This is a genomic window from Bradyrhizobium sp. 160 (assembly GCF_023073735.1).
GTDB lineage: Bacteria > Pseudomonadota > Alphaproteobacteria > Rhizobiales > Xanthobacteraceae > Bradyrhizobium.
The window spans coordinates 1-2,773 of the sequence record NZ_JADPKD010000061.1 but is presented as its reverse complement, the minus strand read 5'-3'; the positions used below and the strand labels follow the sequence as shown (position 1 = coordinate 2,773).

General features: G+C 63.6%; 1 protein-coding gene. It reads left to right on the top strand.

Features of this window, described 5'->3' with window-relative positions:
* Nucleotides 1-2,773, top strand: a 2,773-nt coding sequence (locus IVA98_RS25250) for a non-ribosomal peptide synthetase (protein WP_247355726.1), incomplete at both ends; no start/stop codon positions are given.

Here is a 2,773-nt window from a genome sequence, read left to right as displayed (position 1 = left end):
GGGCGAGATCGAGATCGCGCTGGCGCAGATCTGGGCCGAGCTTCTGGGCCTGGAACGTGTCGGCCGGCACGACAACTTCTTCGAGCTGGGCGGGCACTCGCTCTTGGCCGTGCGGTTGTTGAGCCGGGTCTCGCAAGCTGTTGGCCTCGCCCTGCCGCTAACGGCACTGTTTGCCAAACCGGTGCTGTCCGATCTGGCCGAGAGCATCGTGGATGAGTTGAGCCGCTCCGGTCCACAAGAGCTGCCGGCCATTGTCGCTGTGTCGCGCGAAGAGCCGCTTGCGCTGTCCTTTGCGCAGGAGCGGTTGTGGTTTTTGGCGCAGCTGGATGAGGGCGGCAGGAGCTATCAAATGCTGCTGGCATGGCGGTTGCGGGGTGAGCTCGACCGCACCGCATGGCAGCGCAGCCTCGACCGGTTGTTGGCGCGTCATGAGGCGCTGCGGAGTGTCTTTGTCGCGCCGGAGGGCAAGCCCTGGGTTGAAGTTCTGCCGCCGGGTGCGGGGCTGCCAGTGGTGGAGCGCGATCTTCGCGACAGGCCGGAAGCCGAGGCGGCGCGGTTGGATCTGTGCTATGAAGAGGCACGCACGCCCTTCGATCTTGCGCGCGGCCCGCTGATCCGGGCGTGTCTGATCCGGATGTCGGATGATGAGCACGTCTTCCTGCTGACCCAGCATCACATTGTCTCCGACGGTTGGTCGATCGGCGTATTGGCGCGTGAGCTCAGTCACCTGTACCGCGCGTTTGTGGCTGGACAAGAGGACCCGCTGCCGCCGCTTGCGATCCAGTATCCGGACTATGCCGCCTGGCAACGGCAGTGGCTGTCGGGCGAGCGGCTCTCGATCCAGGCGGAGTATTGGCGCAGCAACCTGTCGGGCGCACCGGCCCGTCTGGCGCTGCCGACGGATCGGCTGAGGCCCGCCGAGCAGTCGTTTGCCGGAGCCACGGTGCCTGTCGTCATCGATGCGGATCTGACGCGGGGCTTAAGGCGGCTGAGCCAACAGCATGGCACGACGTTGTTCATGACGGTGCTGGCTGGGTGGGCTGCGGTGCTGTCGCGTCTGTCGGGGCAGGACGACATTGTGATCGGTGTGCCGAGCGCCAATCGAGGCCGGCGCGAGATCGAAGAGTTGATCGGCTTCTTCGTGAACAGCTTGGCGCTTCGCCTCGACCTGTCGGGCGAGCCGAGCGTGGCAGAGCTGTTGGAGCGAACGCGGCGCACGGCCTTGGCGGCGCAGGAGCATCAGGACCTGCCGTTTGAGCAGGTGGTGGAGATCGTGCAACCGCCGCGGCGTCTTGATCACACGCCGTTGTTCCAGGTGATGTTGGCCTGGCAGAACAACGCCGCTCAATCCTTCGATCTTCCCGGGTTGAGTGTGGAGGCTGTGGGGGATGGGTACGATCAGGTCAAGTTCGATCTGGAGCTGAGCTTGGGCGAGCATGGCGAGGTCATCGCCGGCACGCTGGGGTATGCGGCGGCGCTGTTCGATCACACGACGATCGAACGGCAGCGTGGCTATCTGTTGGCGCTGCTGCGGGCGATGGTGGCCGATGCAGGGCAAGCGGTCGGGCGGATTGAGCTGCTGGCGGCCGACGAGCGCGCATATCTATTGGAGGAGCTGAACCGGACGGCGGTGCCGTATCCCGAGCAGCAGTGCATCCATGAGCTGTTCGAGGCACAGGTCGCCAAGGCGCCGGACGCGGTGGCGGTGGTCCATGAGGACGAGCGCTTGAGCTATGGCGAGCTCAATGCACGGGCGAACCGGCTGGCGCATCATCTGATCGGGCTCGGGGTGAAGCCGGACCAGCCTGTGGCGATCTGCCTTGAGCGCGGCGTGGCGATGGTGGTGGGGCTGCTTGCAATCCTCAAGGCGGGTGGCGCCTATCTGCCGTTGGATCCGGCCTATCCGTGCGCACGGCTCAAGCAGGTTCTTGAGGATGCGCAGCCGCAACTGTTGCTGGCCGATGCTGCGGGACGATCCGCACTGGGCGCCGATGCGCTGGCCGATCTGACGGTGGTCGATCTCGAGACGGCGACATCGGCCTGGGCGAAGCTGCCGGCCTCGGATCCCGACCCGCGCGCGCTTGGCCTGACCTCGCGCCATCTCGCCTATGTGATCTACACCTCGGGATCTACCGGCACCCCAAAGGGAGTCATGATCGAGCATCGGGGCCTCGTCAACCTGGGGCTGGCTCAGATCGGGCTTTTTGGCGTTTGTTCAAACAGCCGAGTAGTGCAGTTCGCCTCCTTTGGTTTTGATGCGAGCGCTTGGGAAATTCTTATGGCGTTTGGTGCTGGAGCCGCATTGCATTTGCCTGCGGATGAGCTCCGTCAAGCGAGTAACAAGCTATCAGATTATCTGCGAAGCGAAGCCATAACACACGCGACGTTGCCTCCAGCCTTGTTCCAAGGAGACCGCAATCTGGAATATTTGGCGTCGCAATCTCTCATTCTTGCTGGAGAGCTGCCAAAGTCTGAACTCATTCGAAGGTTGCCTGCAACATCTATTGTCAACGCCTATGGACCTACCGAAACAACGGTCTGTGCGACGACCTGGAGTTACCCCTCTGATTTTGATGGGTCAGTTGTCCCGATCGGCCGTCCGATTGCGAACACGCGTGTGTATCTGCTCGATGGCCATGGCGCGCCCGTTCCGTTGGGAGCGGTGGGAGAGCTCTACATTGGCGGGGCGGGGGTCGCGCGTGGCTATCTGAACCGGCCCGAACTGACGGCGGAGAGGTTCTTGGCCGATCCGTTCAGTGGTGAGGTCGGCGCA